The organism is Herbidospora daliensis, from assembly GCF_001570585.1.
GTDB lineage: Bacteria > Actinomycetota > Actinomycetes > Streptosporangiales > Streptosporangiaceae > Herbidospora > Herbidospora daliensis.
The window spans coordinates 202,444-219,366 of the sequence record NZ_BBXF01000005.1 but is presented as its reverse complement, the minus strand read 5'-3'; the positions used below and the strand labels follow the sequence as shown (position 1 = coordinate 219,366).

The window sequence follows — 16,923 nt, the reverse complement described above, 5'->3', positions numbered from 1 at the left end:
GGGAAGCCGCGGACGAACAAGGTGGACGATGACGACGGCAGGAGAGGTCGGCAGGCTGCTCGTGCGGCTGCGATCGGGGCAGGGCAGGCAGGATCCCTATCCCCTCTACGAGCGGCTGCGGGCGATGGGACCGGCGGTGGAGTCGCCGCTGGGGGCGCTGCTGGTGACCGACTACGCCTCGTGCGCCGAGCTCGCGGCCTCGCCGAACTGGCGCATGCCCGACCCGGAGTGGAAGGACCGGTGGGTGCCGCGCTGGCGGGACTACCCGATGGTCGGCGTGGTCTCCGAGGCGCTCATGCAGCTGAACCCGCCTGAGCACGGCGACCAGAGGGCGCTGGTGCTGCGGCACATGTCGGCCCGGACCGTGCGCGACCTGCAGCCGGTGATCGAGGGGCACGCGGCGGCGGCGGTCGAGCGGCTGGCCGGGCGGCTGGCGGAGTGGGGGCGGGCCGACTACGCCGAGCTGGTCGCCGACGCGCTGCCGCTGCAGGTGCTGTGCGACCTGCTCGGGGATCCGTTCGGCGATCCGGCGACGCTGGGCAAGCTGGCCGCCGACAGTCAGCTCATGCTGGAGATCTCCCCGGGGCGGCACGAGCTGCGGGAGCTGGAGGAGCAGACCCGGCGGTTGTACGAGTACTGCCTGGCCATGGTCGACGAGACCCGGCGGCGGCCCCGGCCGGGGCTGCTGGCGGCGCTGCTGGAGACGGTGGGTTTCCGGGAGCGGCACTGGCTGGCCATCCAGGCCCAGACGATGATCATCGCGGGGTGGAAGACCACCAGCTCGATGCTGAACTCCATGGTCCTGGCCCTGACCGCGCACCCCGCCCAGGCCCGCGACCTCATCAAGAACCCGGGGCTCGTGCCGCAGGCGGTCGCCGAGGTGCTGCGCTGGGATCCGCCGGTGCAGATCCTGGTGCGCGTCGCCGGGCCCGGCGCGACCCTGCACGGCCGGCCGGTCGCCGAGGGCGTGGCCGTCTACCTGATGGTGGGGGCCGCGCACCGCGACCCCGGCGACGGCGGCGACGGTGACCCGGCCCGGTTCGACGTCACCCGGACCTCCTCGCGCCGGTCGCTGGCCTTCGGGCTCGGCCCGCACTACTGCCTGGGGTCGCGGCTGGCCCAGGTCGAGGCCGAGGCCGTGCTGCCGCTGCTGCTGCGACGGTTCGGCGCCCGCCTGGCGCTGGCCGCCCCGCCGGTCAGGCCGCGCGGCCTGGCCTTCCGCGACGTCACCGCGCTGGAGGTGACGCTCGCGTGAGCGTCACCGTCGACCGCGATGGGCGCATCGGCCACGTGCGGCTGCACTGCCCGCCCCCGCACCACACGGTCTCCCTGCGTATGCTGCGCGAGCTCCTGGCCGCGTTCGAGAGTCTCGAATCGGCCGCGGTGATCGTGGTGTCGGGGGAGGGGCCGAGCTTCTGCCAGGGCGGCGACGTCGCCGAGCTGCTCGCGCTGGCGGGCGGCGAGGGCGGCGTCGACGCGGTGCGCCGCGCCGCCGACCTGGGGCATCGGGTGTGCCGGGCCATCGCCGACAGCCCGGCCGTCACCGTCGCGCGGCTGCACGGCGCGGTGGCGGGCACCGGCCTGTGCCTGGCCGCCCACTGCGACCTGCGGGTCGGCGCCGACACCGCGACCTTCCGGCTGCCCGAGCTGGCGCTGGGCGTGCCGCCCGCCTGGGGCGGCACGGCGGCGCGGCTGGCCATGGACATCGGGGTGTCCCGGCTAAGGCACCTGGTGCTGACCTGCGACGCCGTCGACGCCCCCACCGCGCTCCAGTACGGCCTGCTGCACCAGGTCGTGCCCGAGGACCGCCTGATCAGGGCGGCCGACGTGCTGGCCCGCAAGCTCGCCCGCCGCGACCCCGGCGGGATGCGGGTGGCCAAGGCCATGGTGCGGGCCATGGAGAACAGCCACCGCCAGGGCGATCTCACCCAGCTCGACAGCGAGCTGTTCGCCCACGGGCTGGTCTCAGCCCAGGAACGCCGCGACCGTCGCGGTCTGGCCGGTGACCAGGTGCCCGACGCCGGGCAGCAGCCGGACGTCGGCCTTGGGGACGACGGCGCGCACCCGCCGCGCCGTCTCGGGCCCGTTGATGAGCGCGTCGCGGTCGCCGGCCAGGACCAGTAGCGGCATGGTCAGGCCGGCGAGCTCGGCGTCGGTGTAGATCGGCAGATCGGTCCGGCGGGGCTTGAAGTCGCGGTTGATGCGGTCGAAGAACTCCCCGAACCAGCCGGTGTCGCTCAGGTCGGCGCCCAGGATGAGCTTCTGGGAGCGCCTGCGCTGCCCGACGGCCAGCAGGAGCAGCGCCAGCAGCAGGATGCCGCGCCGGACCTTGCCGATGCCGCCGGGGCAGATCAGCACGAGCCGCTCGACGCGCCGGGGGTCGGCGACCGCGAGGCCGGTGGCGATCCAGCCGCCCAGCGACAGGCCGACGACGGTGGCCGACTCGACGCCGAGGCCGGTCATGACCTCGCCGAGCCAGCCGGGGTAGTCGCCGATCGGCGGCCGGTTGGGGGCCGACAGACCGGGCTCGCCGGGGATGTCGACCGCGAAGACGCGGTGATGCCGCGACCAGGCGGCGATGTCGCCGTACCAGGTGAGGGAGTTGGCCATCGCGCCGTGGACCAGGATCACGGGCGGCGCGTTGGCCGGGCCGGAGGCGAGCACGAAGGTGTCGCCGAGCGAGGTCGCGACGGTCAGCCGCTCGGCCGGGACCGGCCAGGTGTCCAGCAGCTCCGCATAACGGCCCAGGAGGGCGCGCCCGGCGTCGGGGGAAGTGAAGATGTCCATGTACGCACCCTAACACTCCCTACGATAGGGAGTCATAGGGAATTTTTCGCCGCGTCAGCGGCATCGGTGACCTTGGTGATGAAGTCGAGGAGGAGGGCACGCTCCTCGGGGGAGTAGCCGTCGCAGATGCCGTCGAGGGCGCGGGTCATGCCGGCGTACAGGGAGACGATCTCGGGGACCCGGTCGGGGAGCGGGCGGATGAGCACCGCGCGCCGGTCGCGCGGGTCGCGTTCGCGGGCGATCCAGCCGCCCTTCTCCAGCCGGTCGAGCACGCCGGTCATGGTCGCCGGGTGGAGCCCGGTCAGCTTGGCCAGCGCCGAGGGCGTCATGGGCGCGTGCCGGGAGATCAGGTAGAGGCAGTCACGGTCGACCGGGCGCAGGTCGAGCCGCCCGCCCACCTGCTGGTTGAGCAGCGACACCTGGGCGGTCAACGCGCGCAGCGCATCCTGGATAGAAGATACTGAAACCATATAATACGACTCTCATACTATTCGTGTTTCGGAGGATTCCGTGAAGATCACGATATTCGGCGCCACCGGCGGCGTCGGCAGCGAATGCCTCAGATTGGCCATGGAGGCCGGCCACGAGGTCACCGTCGTCGTGCGCGACGCCGCCCGCCTGTCGCTCGACCCCCACCACGTCATGGTCGCCGACCTGCGCATCGCCCCCGACGCCAAGGAGCTGATCGTGGCCTGCGAGGGCGCCGGCGCGGTGCTCTCGTGCGTCGGCCCGCGCTCGCCCCAGCACGACCGCGGCGTGGTCACCGCCGCGACCCGCGTGATCGTGGCCGCCATGCACGCCGCCCACGCCCGCCGGATCCTCATCGTCAGCGCCGCCCCCGTCTCGACCATCCCCACCCCGGGCAACCCCGACGCCCCCCGGCACGACCCGGGCGAGGGCTTCTTCGCCCGCCACGTGCTGACCCCGATCGTCAAACGGGCCCTTCCCTCGGTGTGCGCCGACCTGTCGGCCGCCGAAGACGTGCTGCGCGAGAGCGGCCTCGACTGGACGGCCGTGCGCCCGCCCCGGCTGACCGACAAGCCCGGCACCGGCCGCTACCGCACCGCCCCCGACCGCAACCTGCGCGGCGGGTTGTCGATCCCGCGCGCCGACCTGGCCGCGGCGATGCTGGCCATGGCGACCCAGCCCTCGACCGTCGGGCACGCCATGGGGGTGGCAACCTGAGCCCCTTTCCGGGTAGGGGAAGGTAAGGAGAAGCTGTCCGGGAGGCTCAGGTGACGTGGGTAGGACGGGACCGGCTCGCTCAGGCCCAGGCCGCGTTGTCACGGTCGGAGCTGCTGCTGCGCACGGCCGAGGATCTGGCCGACACCGACAACCTCGTCGACATCCGGCGCCGGGTCCGTGACCTGGTCGTCTCCGACCTGAAACCGAGCTACGTCGGCCTGGTGCTGGCCGAGGAGGGGCGGCTGCGCCGGGTCGTCGACGACGAGATCCCCCGCACGGTCGAGACGGTGGCCCGGCAGTACGAGGTCGGTCCCGAGTGGCCGACCGCGCAGGCGTTCCGGCGGCAGCGGGTCGTCGAGATCACCGGCCCGGAGATGTTGCGGGCGGGCCACGGCGAGGCGGCGCTGGCGGCGTTCACCGAACTGGGCCTGGCCTCGGCGGTGTGCGTCCCGCTGCCCGGCGTGGGCGGCCCGGTGGGGGTGCTGGTGCTCGGCTGGGACCGGCCCCACACGGTGGACGTGGAGGAGCGCGCCGTGCTGCTCGCGGTGGCCGGCTACACGGGCCGGGCGGTCGAGCGCGCCCAGCGGCTGCACGAGCGGGTGTCGGTCGCCCACCAGCTCCAGCGGGCCATGCTGACCGACCTGCCCGAGATCTCCGGCCTGGAGGTCGCCGCGCTCTACCGGCCGGCGGTGACGGCCGACCTGGTCGGCGGCGACTGGTACGACGCCTACTTCCTCGGCCTGCCCGGTGACGGCCCCCGGGCGCTGGCCGTCACGGTGGGCGACATCACGGGCCACGACATGCAGGCCGCGACCCTGATGGGCCAGGTGCGCAGCATGCTGCGCCAGGCCGACGTCGACCATCCCGGGCGCGGCCCGGCCACTTCGGTGGCGGCGCTGGAGCACGCCTGCCGGCTCGTGCTCCCGCAGGCCACCGGCAGCCTCGTCCACGGCCACCTGACGCCGCGGCCGGAGGGCTGGGAGCTGACCTGGACCAACGCCGGGCACCCGCCGCCGGTGCTGGTCCACCCCGGCGGCGGGGTCGAGGAGCTCACCGCCCACGACCTGATGTTCTTCCCGACGCTCGAACAGCACGAGGGCCACGGCCCCCGCACCGAGTCCACCCGGCTGCTGCTTCCCGGCACGCTGCTGGTGATGTTCACCGACGGCCTGATCGAGGCCCCCGGCGTCGACCTCGACGTCGCGACGGGGCGCCTGCTCGCGGCGCTGCCCCGCTACGGCGGCGATCCGCTGCCCGCCCTGCTGGAGAAGCTGACCGACGAGATCGCGGGCGCCGACGGCAACGTCGACGACATCGTCGTGCTGGCGGTCCGCGTCCCCGACCTGCTCAGCCCTGCCGGGCGGTGAGCACGCTGATGCCGGGGTGGCGCGGGTTGTAGCGGCCCGCGACCCGCAGGACCGCCTTCTTGATGAGCGCCACCCGGCGGCCGGTCATGGGCGTGCCGTGCGGGACGCCGTCGAGGTCGGTGTGCTGGAGGACGCCGTCCCACGCGCCGAGGCTGACGCACAGGGTGTCGGCCGCCAGGCGCAGGGGCCGGGGGTCGCGTCCGGCCAGGCGGGCGGTGATGGCGTGGTAGGCGCAGGCGCCCGCCAGGCCGCCGGGTCCGCAGCCCATGCGCAGCACGTGGCCGTCCTTGGTGCGGGCGGCGGCGGCGTCGCCGATGCCGTACACCTCGGGGTGGGAGCGGGAGCGCAGGGTGCCGTCGACGAGCATGCGGCCGGTCCCGTCGACGGCGAGCCCGGCCTCGGCGGCCAGGCCGGCGACCCGGAATCCGGCGGTCCAGGCGACCGCGTCGGCGGCCAGGTGGCGGCCGTCGTCGAGCAGCACGCCGCCGGCGTCGACCTTGGCGACGGTGGTGTTCTCGTGCACCCGGACGCCGAGGCGGTCCAGGGCGCGGCGCAGGTGTTCCTGGCCGGGTTCGGTCAGCTGGTGGCCCAGCGGCCCGCCGGTGATCAGGCGCACGGTGCGGCCGGGGTGGGTCTCGGCCAGTTCGGTCGCGGTCTCCAGGCCGGTGGGCCCGGCGCCGATGACCGCGACCGTATCGGCCGTGCGCATCCGGTCGCGCAGCTGTTCCGACTGTTCGACGCCGGCCACGGCGAAGGCGTGGTCGGCGGCGCCGGGGACGGCGTCGAGGTCGGCGTGGCTGCCCAGGGCGTACACCAGCAGGTCGTAGCCGAGGGGTTCGCCGGCGGCGAGTTCGACGTGCCGGGCGGCCGGGTCGAGGCGGGTGACCCGGTCGACGAGCAGCCGGACGCCGCTGCCGCGCACCAGGTCGCGCAGCGGCCGGCGGGTGACGGCGCGGCCGGCGGCGACCTGGTGGTTGCGCATGCGTTCGACGAAGTGGTCGCGGTCGTTGACGAGGGTGACCGGCGCGCCGGTGCGGCGGGCGAGCAGTTTGGCGATCGTCAGCCCGGTGTATCCGGCTCCCAGGACGGCGATGCGGGGTGGTGTCGTCATGCGCGATGAACGGGACAGTGCCGCGATCCGTGACAGCCGGGCCGCGGAAATCTTCAGTTTTTCTGGTTGACGAGGTAGGCGAGCTTGTCGGGGTTGGCGACGGCGTGGATGGCGGTGATCCGGCCGCCGGCGACCTCGACGACGGTGACGCCGGACAGGTGGCCGTCGAGGTAGAGGGCGAGGGCCGGCTGGCCGTTGACGGTCTCGGGTTCGAGGCGGATCCGGGCGGCGTGGCGGGTCAGGGCGAGCAGGTGACGCAGGACCTGTTCGCGGCCGGAGACCGCGACGCGGGTGGCGGGGGCCTTGCCGCCGCCGTCGGCCCAGGCGACCACGTCGTCGGCGAGCAGGCGTTCGAGCGCGGCCACGTCTCCGGCGAGGGTGGCGGCCATGAACCGTCTCAGCAGCTCCTCGCCCTGCCCGGGGGCGGGGGTGAAGCGCCGGCGCTCCTCGGCGACGTGCGCCTGGGCGCGCCGGTAGAGCTGGCGGACGTGCGGCTCGGTGACCTCCAGGATGTCGGCGATCTCGCGGTGGCTGTGGCCGAACGCCTCGCGCAGCACGAACACCGCGCGTTCGGGCGGGGTGAGGCGTTCCAGCAGGACCAGCAGGCCGATGGACAGCAGGTCGCGCTGGGCCACCACCTCCAGCGGGTCGTGGGGGCCGCCGGTGAGGACCGGTTCGGGCAGCCAGGTGCCGACGTAGCGTTCGCGCCGGGCCCGCGCGGAGGTGAGCCGGTCGAGGCACAGGTTGGTGACGACCTTGGTCAGCCACGCCTCGGGCACGACCGCGCTGTCGCAGCGCTCCCAGCGCAGGTAGGCGTCCTGGACGACGTCCTCGGCGGCGGTGGCCTCGCCGAGCAGCCGGTAGGCCACCCCGAACAGGCGGCGGCGGTTGGCCTCGAAGCGCGCCAGCCGCTCGGGGGTCATCGTCACCGCCCCTCGATGAGGACCGCGATCCCGTCGAGGAGGCGGGCCAGCCCGAACTCGAAGGCGCCGGTCGGGTCGGCGGGGGCGTTGTAGGCCTCGCCGCTGGCGCTGCCGACGCGGCCGGCGAGCGGGTAGGCGGAGAAGTCGCCGGCGGCGGCCAGGAACGGCTCGTGGGCGCGCCACCACTCCTCGTCGGTCATGCCGGTCTCCTGGGCGGCGCGGGCGGCCTCGACCACGCCGCGGGCCGCGCCGTGGACGTAGGCGGCGACCAGGGTCAGGACGTTGTCCATCTCCAGGTCGCTCAGGCCGATGCCGTCGAGGGCCGACAGTTCGTGTTCGTACTTGCCCAGCGTGCCGGGGCCGAGCGGGGGGCGACTGACGGCGACCTGCAGGATCCACGGGTGGCGGCGGTAGAGGGCCAGGTTGTCGCGGGCGATGCGCTCGACCCGGGCGCGCCAGCCCTGGGGGACCGCCGCGTCGGCGAAGGTCTCCTTGTAGACGGTGTCGAGCATGACGTCGATCAGTTCGGCCTTGCCCGGGACGTGGGTGTAGAGCGACATCGTGCCCACGCCGAGGTGGTCGGCGACCTTGCGCATGGACAGCGCGGCCAGGCCCTCGGCGTCGGCGACCTCGATCGCGGCGGCGATGACCCGGTCGGCGGTCAGTTCGGGGCGGCCCTTGCGGGGGGCGCGCTCGCGGGCGCGGGAGGGGTCGCGCCACAGCAGCGCCAGTGTGCGCGCGGGGTCGCCGCGTCCGATGTATTCGGTCGTCATGATGCGGCCAGATTACTCGGGACGCTTAACCGTATGCCGTACGGTACGCTGTACGGCATGACGTACACGATAGAGGCGCGCGGCCTCGTCAAGCGCTACGGCGACCGCGCCGCCCTCGACGGGTTCGACCTGACCGTCCCGGAGGGGACGGTCCACGGCCTGCTCGGCCCCAACGGGGCGGGCAAGACCACGGCGGTGCGCGTGCTGACCACGCTGCTGCGTCCCGACGAAGGCCTCGCCCGGGTGGCCGGGTTCGACGTGACCCGCGACGGCGCCGAGGTGCGCCGCCACATCGGCCTGGTCGGCCAGCACGCCGCCCTCGACGAGGCCCTGTCGGGCCGCGCCAACCTGGAGATGTTCGGCCGGCTGTCCCATCTGCGTCCCAAGGCCGCCGCGCGCCGGGCCGGGGAGCTGCTCGACCGGTTCGGGCTGGGCGACACCGGCCGCAAGGCGGTCAAGCACTACTCGGGCGGCATGCGCCGCCGCCTGGACCTGGCGGCCGGGCTGATCCTGTCGCCGCCGGTGATGTTCCTCGACGAGCCCACCACGGGCCTGGATCCGCGCGGCCGCGCCGAGGTGTGGGCGGCGGTGCGCGCCCTGGTCGCCGACGGCACCACGGTGCTGCTGACCACGCAGTATCTGGAGGAGGCCGACCAACTGGCCCACCGCATCAGCGTGGTCAACGAGGGCCGCCAGGTCGCCGAGGGCACGCCCGAAGAGCTGAAGAAGACCGTCGGCGGCGACCGGGTGGAGATCGTCGTCCACGACCCGGCGGACCTCCCGGCCGCCGCGGCCCTGCTCGGCCCCGATGCCGAGACCGACCCCGACACCCGGCGCGTCAGCGCGCCCGCCCCCGACCGCATGGCGACCCTGACGGCGGTCGTCAACGACCTGGCGGCCGGCGGCATCGCCGCCGACGACGTCGCGATCCGCCGCCCCACCCTCGACGAGGTCTTCCTGCACCTCACCCGGAGCGCCGCGTGAAAATCCCGCTCCGTTACGGCTCCGCCCACCCTGCCCCGACCGCCGCCGCCGGCGCCCGCCGTATCCGGCGCCGACCGGCCGCGCCCGCACCGAGGAGTCACGCGTGAACCGACTGACCTGGGCCTTCGCCGACGGCTGGACCGTCACCCGGCGGGAGGTCACCCACTGGACCGCCAACCCCGGAGGGCTCGTCGCGGGGCTGCTGTTCCCCGTCATGGTGCTGCTGCTGTTCGCCTACCTGCTGGGCGGCGGCATCGAGGTGCCCGGCGGCGACTACCGGGAGTTCCTGATGCCCGGCATGTTCGCCATGACGATGGTCTTCGGCCTGGAGGGCACCTTCACCGCCATCAGCACCGACGTCACCAAGGGCGTCACCGACCGGTTCCGGTCGCTGCCGATGGCCTCCTCGGCGGTGGTGTCGGGCCGGGCGGCGGCCGACCTGCTGACCACGGTGTTGTCGCTGGCGGTGCTGATCGTCAGCGGGCTGGCGATCGGCTGGCGCGCCCACAACGGCTTCGGCGATGCGCTGGCCGCCGTCGGGCTGCTGCTGTGGTTGCGCTTCGCGCTGCTGTGGACGGGGATCTGGCTCGGCCTGAAGATCCGCAACCCGGAGGCGGTGATGGCGCTGCAGATCCTGGTGTGGCCGATCGCCTTCCTGTCCAACGCCATCACCTCGCCGGCCACGATGCCGGGCTGGCTGGGCGTGATCGCCGACTGGAACCCGCTGTCGTCGACGGCGGCGGCGACCCGGGAGCTGTTCGGCAATCCCGGCTGGGCCAACGACACCTGGGCGGCCGCGCACGCGCTGGAACTGGCCCTGGTGTGGCCGCTGGTCATCACGGCGATCTTCGCGCCGCTCTCGGTGCGGGCCTACCGGAACCTGTCCCGCTAGCCGCGTCGCTAGTCTGGCGGGCATGTCGCATGAGTTCGAGGTCCGTGAGGAAATCGTCCTGCCCGCCACCACCGAGGAGGTGTGGGAGGCGATCGCGACCGGGCCGGGGGTCGACTCGTGGTTCATGGGCGCCAACGACTTCGAGCCCGGGGTGGGCGGCGCGGGCCGTCAGACGGTCGCCGGGTTCACGACGAATGCCACCGTCACGGGCTGGGATCCGGGTGAGCGGCTGGCGTTCACGACCGACACGGCGGCCGACGGGTCGTTCATGGCGTTCGAATACCTGCTGGAGGGCCGGTCGGGCGGCAGCACCGTGCTGCGGTTCGTGCACTCGGGGCTGCTGACCGGCGACTGGGAGGACCAGTACGACGCGCTGTCCGTGGGCGACGGCCTCTACCTGCGCAAACTGCACGCCTATCTGACGCACTTCCCGGGCCTCACCGCCGATTACGCGCTGTTCGAGATCGGCCGCCCCACCCCCGATGCCGCGAGGGTGTGGGCGGCCTTTCTCGACGCCTTCTCTCTGGGGCAGCCACCGGAGAAGGGCCGCGTCTCGGTTCCGGGCCTGAACCCCGACGACGCGCAGGTCGTGTTCGCCGAGTCGGGGTTCCTGTGCGTGGTGACCGCGACGGCGCTGATCACGCTCGTCCACGGGTACCGCGACGCCGTCGTCGCGGAGTACCACGCCTTTCCGGGGGAGATCGCCAGGCCGCAGGCGGAGACCGCCTGGCGGGCCTGGCTGGGGGATGTCTAGGCCGTGTAGACGGGGTAGCCGTAGCCCACGACGTCGGCGGTCTGCCGCTCGCGGACCTCGACCACGCCGTTGCCGGTGTTGCCTTCCACGGTCTCGATGGTGCCGTCGCCGTTGTCCTTGATGACGAAGCCGACGTGCTGGATGTCGTGGATGTCCTTGCCGCCGTTCCAGTCGAAGAACACGACGGCGCCGGGGGTGGGGACGGTGCCCCAGCGGTTGTTCTGCTCGAACCACTCGGCGTGGCGGACGGTGTAGGCGTCCTCGCCGAGCACGGGGCTGATGCCGAGCTGGTTGCCGACCCAGCTGACGAACATGTCGCACCAGGCCGCGTTGCGGTATCCGAGGCGGGTTCCGCCGTCACGCGCGATGGTCTGGGCCGCGCGGTCGGAGTTCATGTACCAGTCGTGGAATTTTGTTCCACCGCCGTACGTGTTCTCGCTGATGCCGACCTGGCTGGTGGCGAGGTGGAGCACCTGCTGGGCGCTGACCCTGGGGAGCCGCTTGGCGACCTCCAGCAGGGGGCTGTAGGCCGGGGCGACGCCCTCGGGTGCCGCCCCCGCGGGGGCGGCGGCTTCGGCGTGGGCGACGGGGGTCAGGTCGACGGCGGCGAGGGTGCCGCCGGTGACCAGGGCCGCCGTCATCAGGCCGGTGGCCAGGACAGCGCGAATTCCAGGGTTGGGGGCTCGCATGGGTGGGGTTGACTCCTTGCTTCCATGCGCCTACCGGGTTAGCTGACGGACTCGGGCGTGGAAGCCGCCCTACGGCCTGCCGATGAGGGGTTGGCAGGCCGATTCACCCCAGAGGACCCGGTGGGTGGTGCGTGGTGATCGGGAGATGATCACCGGGTCCTCGCTGGTTCCCCGGTTCCGCGCGGGGCGCGCGGATTCGGCGATCTCTAGTTGTCTTCCTTTCGGCGGCTGACCTGCGGTTACGTAGGTCACACCGCCTCGAGTTCCCCAGAAGGTAGTACAACTCCCAGAATCGGTCAAACTTGGACAATCAACACATTGTGGGAGTAACGTCAGCGCCAGCCTTCGGGGTCGACTCCGCCGGGCACCGGACCGGGCGGCCCATAGGGCTCACGAGTGAAGACGAACGTGTTGAGATCGAGGTGAACGCCCTCGCCGGTGCGCACCACGCGGAGCGTCTCCCCGGCGTAGTAACCATCGAGGCCCAGCCAGGTTCCGTCGGCGAGCGCGGCGAACCGGGAGGCGCGCCCGGTCTCGCCGACCGGGGTCAGCGCCAGCCCCCGGCCCGGCAGGGCGCGCATCACATAGGCGGCCGGTCCCCAGTACCAGGGGCCGGTCAGGGCCAGCAGGTCGTCGTCGACCGGGGCGGGCCGCCACTCGGCCGGCAGCGCGGGCTCGTGCTCGTCGAGGATGTCGAGCAGGTCGCCGGTCAGCGCGTTGCCCTTGACGCCGCTGGTGGTGTTGGCCTGGAACAGCACGCCGACGCCGTCGGAGGGGTCGGCCCACACGGTGGCCAGGAAGCCGGGCATCGACCCGGTGTGCCCGGCCAGGCGGCGCCCGTTGTGGCGGCGCAGCTGCAGGCCCAGGCCGTAGCCGGAGGTCCACGACGGGCCGTCTTCGACGGTGGCCGGTTCGCGCATCTCGGCCATCGTGGCCGGGCGCAGCACGCCCGCGCCGTCGCCGCCGACGAAGATCGCCCACCGGGCCAGGTCGGCCGGCGAGCACCACATCTGCCCGGCCGGGGCCAGCGCGACCGCGTCGTGCTCGGGCTCGGGCAGCAGCACGTCGGCCCACGGGTGGACCGCGTAGCCGGTCGCGTGCGGGGCCCTCGGCCGCTCGGTCGTGTCGCGCATGCCCAGGGGGGCCAGCACCTCGTCGTGGACGGCCTGCGCCCAGCCGCGCCCGCGTTTGCGCGCCACCACCTCGCCGAGGAACCCGAAGCCGAGGTTGGAGTAGTGGAAGCGGCGGCCGGGCCGGTGACGGCCGGTCATGTGGTCGAGCAGGCCGATCAGCTCGGGGATCGGCACCCCGGGCGTGCGCTCCCACCACTCGCCGGGCGGCTCGGCGGTCAGCCCGCCGGTGTGCGAGAGCAGCTGGGCGATCGTCACCTCCCCGGCGGGGGTGCCGGGCAGGTGTTTCTCCAGCGGGTCGAGCAGGTCGAGCAGCCCCTCGTCGCGCAGCCGCATGATCATGACGGCGACCATGCTCTTGGTGATCGACCCCACCCGGAACTGGGTCGAGGCGGTCGGCGGGGCGTCGCCGACGCGGCCCCGGTAGCCCGACCAGATCAGCTCGCCGCCGCGGATCACGGCGACCGCCAGGGCGGGGATGCGGGCGGTGGCCTGCTCGGTGGCCACCCGTAGCGCGAGGGCCCGCGCCGTACTCTCCAAGACCATGGGGTCAGGCTATGGTCTACAGTCTGGCGCGTGGAATCGGGCTCCGTCATCGAGGCCGTCCTCGAACGGATCACCTACGCCAACGAGGAGACCGGCTACACCATCGCGCGCGTGGCCACCGAACGGTCGGGCCCCGACCTGCTGACGGTGGTGGGCCCGCTGCTGGGCGCCCAGCCGGGCGAGTCGCTGCGGCTGACCGGCCGCTGGACCTCCCATCCGCGTTACGGCAAGCAGTTCGAGGTCTGGTCGTACACCACCGTTCTCCCGGCGACGATCCAGGGCATCCAGCGTTACCTGGGCTCGGGGCTGATCAAGGGCATCGGCCCGAAGATGGCCGAGCGCATCACCCTGCACTTCGGCGTCGACACCCTGCGGATCATCGAGGAGGAGCCGGGCCGGCTCGTCGAGGTGCCGGGGCTGGGCCCCAAGCGCACCAAGATGATCGCGGCCGCGTGGGAGGAGCAGAAGGTCATCAAGGAGGTGATGATCTTCCTGCAGGGGGTGGGCGTCTCGACGTCCATCGCGGTGCGCATCTTCAAGCAGTACGGCGAGACCTCCATCGACGTCGTGCGCGCCGAGCCCTACCGGCTGGCCGACGACGTGTGGGGCATCGGCTTCAAGACCGCCGACACCATCGCCCAGGCGGTCGGCATCGCCGCCGACAGCCCCGAGCGCGTCAAGGCGGGCCTGCGCTACACGCTCTCGCAGGCGGCCGACGACGGCCACGTCTACCTCCCGGCCCCCAACCTGGTCGCCGACGCCGTCAAGATCCTCACCGTCCCGGCCGAGCTCGTCTCGGCCTGCCTGGACGAACTCGTCGCCGACGAAGGCGTCGTCCGCGAGGAGGTGCCGGTCGCCGAGGGGACCGTCCCGGCGGTCTACCTGGTGCCCTTCCACCGCGCCGAACGTTCCCTGGCGGGCACCGTGCTGGGCCTGCTGCACTCCTCCCGCGACCGGCTGCGCGCCTTCGCCGACGTCGACTGGCCCCAGGCGCTGGCCTGGCTGAAGACCCAGACCGGCGCCGACCTGGCCAAGGAGCAGGACCAGGCGGTCAGGCTGGCGCTGACCGAGAAGGTCGCGGTGCTGACCGGCGGCCCCGGCTGCGGCAAGAGCTTCACCGTGCGCTCGGTCGTCACGCTGGCCCGCGCCAAACGCGCCAAGGTTATCCTGGCCGCCCCGACCGGCCGGGCCGCCAAACGCCTGGCGGAGCTGACCGGCCACGAGGCGACCACCGTCCACCGGCTGCTCCAGCTGCGGCCCGGCGGGGAGCCCACCTTCGACCGCGACAACCCGCTCGACGCCGACCTGGTGGTCGTCGACGAGGCCTCGATGCTCGACCTGCTGCTGGCCAACAAGCTGGCCAAGGCGGTCGCGCCCGGCGCGCACCTGCTGTTCGTCGGCGACGTCGACCAGCTGCCCTCGGTCGGCGCCGGGGAGGTGCTGCGCGACCTGCTGGCCGCCCCCGACGTGCCGCGGGTGCGGCTGACCCAGATCTTCCGCCAGGCCCAGCAGTCGGGCGTGGTCGTCAACGCCCACCGCGTCAACGCCGGGCAGCTGCCTTTGGTGCGGGAGTTCCCCGACTTCTTCCTGTTCCCGGCCGAGGACCCCGAGGAGATCGCCGCCCTGACCGTCGACGTCGTCGCCAAGCGCATCCCGGCCAAGTTCGGCCTCAACCCGCGCCGCGACGTGCAGGTCCTGGCCCCCATGCACCGCGGCGCGGCCGGCGCCGGCGCGCTCAACGGCGCCCTGCAGGAGGCGCTCACCCCGTTCCGGGAGGGCATGCCGGAGCGCCGGTACGGCGGCCGCGTCTTCCGCGTCGGCGACAAGGTCACCCAGTTGCGCAACAACTATGACAAAGGCGCCGCCGGGGTGTTCAACGGAACGGTCGGCGTGGTGACCGCGATCACTCCCGACGATCACAAACTGACCGTTTCCACTGACGAGGACGAGAGCGTCGACTACGCCTTCGACGAACTGGACGAACTCGCGCACGCCTACGCCGTGTCCATCCACCGCTCACAGGGCTCGGAATATCCGGCGGTGGTGATTCCGTTGGCGACTTCCGCGTGGATGATGCTGCAGCGGAACCTGCTCTACACGGCGATCACCCGGGCCAAACGCCTGGTCGTCGTGGTGGGCTCGCGCCGGGCGCTGGGCCAGGCGGTCAGGGTGAAGGGCGCCGGACGCCGCCACACCGGGCTGACGCACCGGCTGCTCTGACAACGATCTGACTTCGCAAGATCAGATCGTGAACCTTACTAGATCGTCAGACGTCTCAAGTGGCATCGCTACCGAATTGTGAGTCAAGTCAGGTGAAAGTGGCTCACAAGCCAGGTAAGCCCTAATAGGGTTTTAGATGCGCTTTGCCACTGTGGGGGAGTAGTTGTGAACAGCAAGACAGGTCGCCGGAAACTGCCTTTCGTCACGGCCGCCGTCGTGATGACGGCGGTGCTGACGGCATGCTCGGGGGGGACGACGCCGGCGCCCGGCGGCGGCGGGAACGTGACAGGCGGCGACAAGCCCTCCGTGGCCGCGCCCGCCATCAAGGTGTCCCCCGCCGAAGGGGCCCAGAAGGTCCGTCCCGACAAGAACGTCGTGGTGACCGCCGCCGGCGGCGAACTCGACGAGGTGACCGTGCAGTCGCAGGGCCAGCCGGTCGAGGGCGAGTTCGACGCCACCCGCACCAAGTGGACCTCCAGCAAGCCGCTGAAGCCCTCCACCACCTACACGGTGTCGGCCAAGGCCACCGGCGCGGGCGGCCCCGCCGCGCTGACCAGCGAGTTCACCACGCTCAAGCCGAAGCGGGAACTGGCCGTCATCGACATCACCCCCGGCATCAAGGGCGAGACTGTCGGCGTCGGCATGCCGATCATGGTCACGTTCAACAACGACGTCACCAACAAGGCCGCCGTCGAGGCCGCCCTGACGGTGGAGTCGGAGAAGAAGGCCACCGGCGCCTGGCGGTGGATCTCCGACCGCCTGGTCATCTACCGGACCGCCAAGTACTGGCAGCCCCACCAGAAGGTCGTCTTCACCGCCGACCTCGCGGGTGTGCGCGGCGCGGGCGACATGTGGGGCACCAAGTCCTTCACCCAGAGCATCAAGATCGGCGCCTCGCAGATCAGCAAGGTCGACACCCGCACCCACCAGATGGTCGTGCGCGTCGACGGCAAGGTGAAGCAGCGCATGCCGATCAGCGCCGGCAAGGGCGACACCCGCGAGTACACCACCACGAGCGGCGTGCACCTGACGATGTCCAAGCACAACCCCGAGATCATGATCTCGCCCGGCAAGAAGGAGGGCGACCCCGGCTACTACAAGGAGATCGTCAACCACGCGGTGCGGATCTCCAACTCGGGCGAGTACGTGCACTCGGCCCCCTGGTCGGTCGGCTCCCAGGGCCGCGCCAACGTCAGCCACGGCTGCATCAACGCCGGCCCGACGCAGGCCAAGTGGTACTACGACAACTTCCAGCGCGGCGACGTCGTCGACATCGTCGGCACCGACCGCGAGCTGGAGTGGAACAACGGCTGGGGCTTCTGGCAGATGTCGTTCGCCAAGTGGAAGAAGGGCAGCGCCCTGGAGGCTTAGCGCACTCCGAGCTGCATGAGCAGCAGCGCCCCCGCGAACTTGACCACGACGACCCCCAGCACGATGCAGAACACGATGAAGGCGGGCCGGTGCTCGAAGTGCCGGCCCTCTTTCAACGGGGGCCGCTTGGCGACGCGGTCGGCGATCCGCTCCTCCAGGGGCTTACGCGCAAACATGACCCCAACGTTACC

16 protein-coding genes, 1 pseudogene and 1 riboswitch are annotated in these 16,923 nt (G+C 72.5%); of the genes and pseudogenes, 9 read left to right on the top strand and 8 right to left on the bottom strand.

Annotated features, from left to right (window positions below):
* The first annotated feature begins 28 nt into the window (after positions 1-28).
* Together AW274_RS24250 and AW274_RS42135 are read left to right on the top strand one after the other, a co-directional pair.
* Complete coding sequence (locus AW274_RS24250; protein WP_062436571.1) at positions 29-1,255, top strand: cytochrome P450; 1,227 nt, start codon at positions 29-31, stop codon at positions 1,253-1,255.
* Positions 1,252-1,947 (top strand): annotated as a pseudogene (locus AW274_RS42135) (enoyl-CoA hydratase/isomerase family protein); the annotation flags it as partial. The gene AW274_RS24250 and the pseudogene AW274_RS42135, both read left to right, overlap by 4 nt.
* Positions 1,948-1,965: 18 nt before the next feature.
* Here the strand turns inward: AW274_RS42135 and AW274_RS24240 are convergent.
* Both AW274_RS24240 and AW274_RS24235 read right to left on the bottom strand, forming a co-directional pair.
* Complete coding sequence (locus AW274_RS24240; RefSeq protein WP_062436568.1) at positions 1,966-2,787, bottom strand: alpha/beta fold hydrolase; 822 nt, start codon at positions 2,785-2,787, stop codon at positions 1,966-1,968.
* A 32-nt stretch (positions 2,788-2,819) separates the two neighbouring features.
* Positions 2,820-3,218 carry a MarR family transcriptional regulator gene (locus AW274_RS24235; RefSeq protein ID WP_232320325.1) on the bottom strand — a complete coding sequence of 133 codons (399 nt, stop codon included), beginning with the start codon at positions 3,216-3,218 and terminating at the stop codon, positions 2,820-2,822.
* Positions 3,219-3,297: 79 nt separating this feature from the next.
* Between AW274_RS24235 and AW274_RS24230 the strand changes: the two genes are divergently transcribed.
* A complete protein-coding gene (locus AW274_RS24230; protein ID WP_062436564.1) occupies positions 3,298-3,972 on the top strand; it encodes an NAD(P)-dependent oxidoreductase in 675 nt (224 codons plus the stop codon).
* A gap of 50 nt (positions 3,973-4,022) precedes the next feature.
* Positions 4,023-5,339: a PP2C family protein-serine/threonine phosphatase gene (locus tag AW274_RS24225; RefSeq protein WP_083974743.1), complete on the top strand. Its 1,317-nt coding sequence runs from the start codon at positions 4,023-4,025 to the stop codon at positions 5,337-5,339.
* Here AW274_RS24225 and AW274_RS24220 read toward each other — a convergent pair.
* Genes AW274_RS24220 through AW274_RS24210 form a run of 3 tightly spaced genes read right to left on the bottom strand, consistent with a single transcriptional unit; the run spans position 5,320 to position 8,146 of the window.
* Positions 5,320-6,450, bottom strand: coding sequence for an NAD(P)/FAD-dependent oxidoreductase (locus AW274_RS24220; RefSeq protein WP_062436560.1), 1,131 nt, complete (start codon positions 6,448-6,450; stop codon positions 5,320-5,322). The genes AW274_RS24225 and AW274_RS24220 overlap by 20 nt on opposite strands.
* A gap of 53 nt (positions 6,451-6,503) precedes the next feature.
* Positions 6,504-7,373 (bottom strand): RNA polymerase sigma factor SigJ, encoded by an 870-nt coding sequence (sigJ, locus tag AW274_RS24215; protein WP_062436558.1) that lies wholly within the window; start codon positions 7,371-7,373, stop codon positions 6,504-6,506.
* Between the two features lie 2 nt (positions 7,374-7,375).
* Complete coding sequence (locus tag AW274_RS24210) at positions 7,376-8,146, bottom strand: TetR/AcrR family transcriptional regulator (RefSeq protein ID WP_062436556.1); 771 nt, start codon at positions 8,144-8,146, stop codon at positions 7,376-7,378.
* A gap of 57 nt (positions 8,147-8,203) precedes the next feature.
* Here AW274_RS24210 and AW274_RS24205 point away from each other — a divergent pair, with 57 nt between their 5' ends.
* From AW274_RS24205 to AW274_RS41455, 3 genes are all read left to right on the top strand, one after another.
* The gene (locus AW274_RS24205) at positions 8,204-9,130 is read left to right on the top strand and encodes an ATP-binding cassette domain-containing protein (RefSeq protein WP_062437907.1); all 927 of its coding nucleotides are present in this window, start codon (positions 8,204-8,206) and stop codon (positions 9,128-9,130) included.
* A gap of 103 nt (positions 9,131-9,233) precedes the next feature.
* Positions 9,234-10,022, top strand: a complete 789-nt coding sequence (locus AW274_RS24200; protein ID WP_157520692.1) for an ABC transporter permease — start codon at positions 9,234-9,236, stop codon at positions 10,020-10,022.
* 22 nt (positions 10,023-10,044) lie between these two features.
* Positions 10,045-10,776, top strand: coding sequence for an SRPBCC family protein (locus tag AW274_RS41455; protein WP_062436554.1), 732 nt, complete (start codon positions 10,045-10,047; stop codon positions 10,774-10,776).
* On the opposite strand, the gene AW274_RS24190 is transcribed toward AW274_RS41455, so the two are convergent.
* Together AW274_RS24190 and AW274_RS24185 are read right to left on the bottom strand one after the other, a co-directional pair.
* Positions 10,773-11,465 (bottom strand): CHAP domain-containing protein, encoded by a 693-nt coding sequence (locus AW274_RS24190; RefSeq protein ID WP_232320324.1) that lies wholly within the window; start codon positions 11,463-11,465, stop codon positions 10,773-10,775. The two genes, AW274_RS41455 and AW274_RS24190, sit on opposite strands and share 4 nt — an antisense overlap.
* Before the next feature lie 12 nt (positions 11,466-11,477).
* Positions 11,478-11,677, bottom strand: a riboswitch (cyclic di-AMP (ydaO/yuaA leader).
* Positions 11,678-11,797: 120 nt separating this feature from the next.
* Complete coding sequence (locus AW274_RS24185; RefSeq protein WP_062436550.1) at positions 11,798-13,141, bottom strand: serine hydrolase domain-containing protein; 1,344 nt, start codon at positions 13,139-13,141, stop codon at positions 11,798-11,800.
* 30 nt (positions 13,142-13,171) lie between these two features.
* Between AW274_RS24185 and recD2 the strand changes: the two genes are divergently transcribed.
* Both recD2 and AW274_RS24175 read left to right on the top strand, forming a co-directional pair.
* Positions 13,172-15,361 (top strand): SF1B family DNA helicase RecD2, encoded by a 2,190-nt coding sequence (gene recD2 / locus AW274_RS24180; protein ID WP_062436548.1) that lies wholly within the window; start codon positions 13,172-13,174, stop codon positions 15,359-15,361.
* 165 nt (positions 15,362-15,526) lie between these two features.
* Positions 15,527-16,732: a L,D-transpeptidase gene (locus AW274_RS24175; RefSeq protein ID WP_062436546.1), complete on the top strand. Its 1,206-nt coding sequence runs from the start codon at positions 15,527-15,529 to the stop codon at positions 16,730-16,732.
* On the opposite strand, the gene AW274_RS24170 is transcribed toward AW274_RS24175, so the two are convergent.
* A complete protein-coding gene (locus tag AW274_RS24170; protein ID WP_062436544.1) occupies positions 16,729-16,908 on the bottom strand; it encodes a hypothetical protein in 180 nt (59 codons plus the stop codon). The genes AW274_RS24175 and AW274_RS24170 overlap by 4 nt on opposite strands.
* Positions 16,909-16,923 lie beyond the last annotated feature (15 nt).